The following is a 3,170-nucleotide window of genomic DNA, read 5'->3' on the forward strand; positions in this document are numbered from 1 at the left end:
GGGCACGCTACTACGACCCCGACACCGCGCGCTTCATCAACGAAGATACCTACCTCGGCGAAAGCAATACACCACCAAGCCTACACCGGTATCTGTATGCGTATGGGAATCCGACGGTGTATATGGACTTATACGGTCATGCTCCAGTGCTCGAAGGCATGGGCGATCGATTGGGTAACGCCAAACAACGCGCCCTCGACAGTATTGATGAAGACACCAACTGGTTAACGGCGGCGTTTGTGGGCATCGGCGCTGGCGTTCTCGGGCTCATGGAGTTTGGTGTCAAAACCGTTAACTTCGGCGCAAACCTGGCAATCGACGCCGTCGCCTCTGATGACAGTACCAGCTTTTGGGTTCAGGACAGCCGTCGAGACCTAGCAGAAACCAAAGAAGTGCTCGGCAGCATTGCCAACGCGATCAGTAATGATCCACTGGGTGTTGCAAAACAAGTAGGCAGCGGCATCGTTGACACAGTCAAAGGCATTGCCAAAGGCGACTCCAGAGCCATCGCCAAAGGCTTCGCCTTCACCACCGAGCTAGTCGCCGGCGGCGGATTTGTTGGTGGCAGCTCCAAACTAGCAAGTGGACTGAAAGGCGTTGGCACGGCCGCGAAGGACACCGCTGTCGGTATGGCAAACGGTCTCAAAACAGTCACGCAAGCCGCGAGAAGTTCGAAGGCAGTCACAACGGCTACCAAGACATTTGAGCGGGCCGTAAGCAGCGGTAGCAATCGCATGGCTGCGATTGGAAAGTCGGCTGTTGGTGGGGCTAAGAGGGCACTTGACTCCGTCAAAAGCTATGGTAAAACCGTGGCAGGCCGAATGGCACAGCCCGGACCAGGCAAGTATAGAAGACAAATAGGTGCTGTAGGAGACCTTTCCAATTTAAAACTTAAAAATCCAGTTGAAGTTGAGCGAACGCTCAAGCAGCAAAAGGAAATTTCTTTGATGGCTAGTAGTGCTCGGAACGATTTGGCTCAAGATTTTAATGAACTATTCTTAGAACTAAAACCAAAGCAAATCAATGCAATAGTTAAAGACCCTTGGACAATGAAATTATTTTTCGGTACAGCGGTTGAGCGAAGGGTTGCACGCCAAATGAGAGAAAAGGTCGCAGCGCACCCCGATCATCTCTTGTCAGATTTGAAGTGGACGCGCCTTACGAATGCGCCTCAAGATTTTATAAATCCCTCTGGTTACGGTTTCGATTTAACAGGGTCAAGCCCGACCTCGATCCTCAAACACCAGCGGAGAAGAGGCGTTGACTCAGTTATTACTTACCAGTCCATACCAAACGATTTAGGTTATAAATTTAGAGATTGGCTTAAAGATAATTAATACGGAGTCAGAATATGAAAAAAAAGATTGAAGATTTTTCAAAGGTGCAGAGTGGGTTTCCGCTTAGAAATACAACGTTTGAGGGAGGTGTATACTCTCAACTTGTTCTCAATCCTCCTAAGGATCAATCAATTGAGTTGCATAACGTCTCATTTATTGATTGTCGCATCGTTGACGGTACCGCGATCATTTCAGAGGGTGTAACCTTAAAAGAAGTCCAGTTTATAAACTTGCATTGCTCGGATGCTCTGGAGATCGATACGAGGGCCTCTTTAGAAAATGTAAAGGTAGTAGGCAACAGGAAACCCCAAATGATTTGGCTACATTCTACTGATCGAACTGAACATTCTTGGCCATCAGCAGGTGAAAATTCATGCTATATTGATATAAGTGAATACCATGGAGAGGTTAGCATAACCGGAATATCAACTAGTTCCATTCGCATCAATCCCGCCGAACATTTTTTAATCGAGTTGCCTAGATTTCAACAAGCCGACTGGAACGAGATTAATGTTCCTCCTCTGAGTTTTTGGCGTGTAAGAGCCAAGCTGGTTGCGGCAAGTGGTTCAAAATCCGGTATATTTAGCCTAGATTTTAAGGATGGCCCACAACGGGTAGAAGTACTAGAAGAACTTGAAGTGCTGAAGAGTTATGGAGTTATGAAATAGTACCGGAGTCCGCTCTTAGGAGGGAACGGAGAATAAATATAAAATGATCCCCATCGTAAGAATGACTTCAAAACATGCCAAGTAAAGATGGACAGCCACCTTCGAAACAGAAGCTATCACGTCGTGAAGCACAACAGGTCCTGAGACAGCTTGGTATAACAAACATTCAGACTCGAGTGAGAAAGTAATATTTAGATGCAAATTGAAGCAAGATTTAGACGTAGGTCGATTGTTAATCAAAGTTTGGACCACCTTCAGTCTATTGACTTAGAAAAACTCTCAGAAATCGACGAGCTCTGGCAGGTCAAGGTCGGAGCGGAGCCGTATATTGACCAAGGAATCGGTGAGAGTGCGTCGTGCGATATAACCGATTGTTTGGTTAAGGGAGTTGAGGGTGCGCTTTCTTATGCTTCTAGGTTAGAAGGTTCCGTAATAGATAAGGCTACATCGGATGACATTCTAATTTTGACAGTCGATCTTGATCTTATAGATTTTAAAGAATTCAGTTGTCACACTTTCCCTAAAATAATAGGAGCGTTTAACCCTTACAGAGCATCTATAGTCACCGATCTAGATTTAGACCTAGATGACTTCGAAGACATAGTAGGCAGAGTACAGAAAACAGGGAAGGACGTTGATGGCAGAGATTCTGTTTATAGGTTTTGCGCCGCAAATTTTTTCGACAGTGAAATGTGTAATCGGGCATTTGGGTTAACTCCTCAAAAAGTGGTAACAGCACTCCAAAAGTCACTCGTATATGCAGATCTAATATTTGGGGGAGCACTAATGATTTTGTCTATCAGCCCTTTGGTCGGAAAAGATCTTCTGGCGGCTGATGAAATGATTAAAAGAGAGTTATCAAATCTATAAATCTTTGACTTAGATCAAGGATTTTAGTCGGCAACTCTAAGCATCTCTTCCAAAGAGATTTCCGTTCGTTCAGTCGCAATATTGATTTCAAATTTCCCTTCGATTGGATGATTTAGTTCATCACAATATATCTGATATCCCACCTCGGTATTTAGATCTCGATCGATGTGTATGAGTAATTCATGAAGATGAGCTTCGGCTCGCTGTGCAAATACCTTTTCGACCGACTGGTAAGGCCTGAGTTTCCTAGACACTTTCCTGCTTCAAAAAATATCGCTCTTCGTACACCGTCGGC

General features: G+C 45.1%; 3 protein-coding genes. All 3 read left to right on the forward strand.

Annotated features, from left to right (window positions below):
• A partial coding sequence (locus IE055_RS17740) for an RHS repeat-associated core domain-containing protein (protein ID WP_189403035.1) occupies positions 1-1,337 on the forward strand: 1,337 nt, incomplete at its 5' end.
• A gap of 14 nt (positions 1,338-1,351) precedes the next feature.
• Positions 1,352-2,005: a hypothetical protein gene (locus IE055_RS17745; RefSeq protein ID WP_189403036.1), complete on the forward strand. Its 654-nt coding sequence runs from the start codon at positions 1,352-1,354 to the stop codon at positions 2,003-2,005.
• Between the two features lie 195 nt (positions 2,006-2,200).
• A complete protein-coding gene (locus IE055_RS17750) occupies positions 2,201-2,875 on the forward strand; it encodes a hypothetical protein (RefSeq protein ID WP_189403037.1) in 675 nt (224 codons plus the stop codon).
• The last annotated feature ends 295 nt before the right edge of the window (positions 2,876-3,170 follow it).

The sequence above is a fragment of the Arenicella chitinivorans genome (assembly GCF_014651515.1).
Classification (GTDB): domain Bacteria; phylum Pseudomonadota; class Gammaproteobacteria; order Arenicellales; family Arenicellaceae; genus Arenicella; species Arenicella chitinivorans.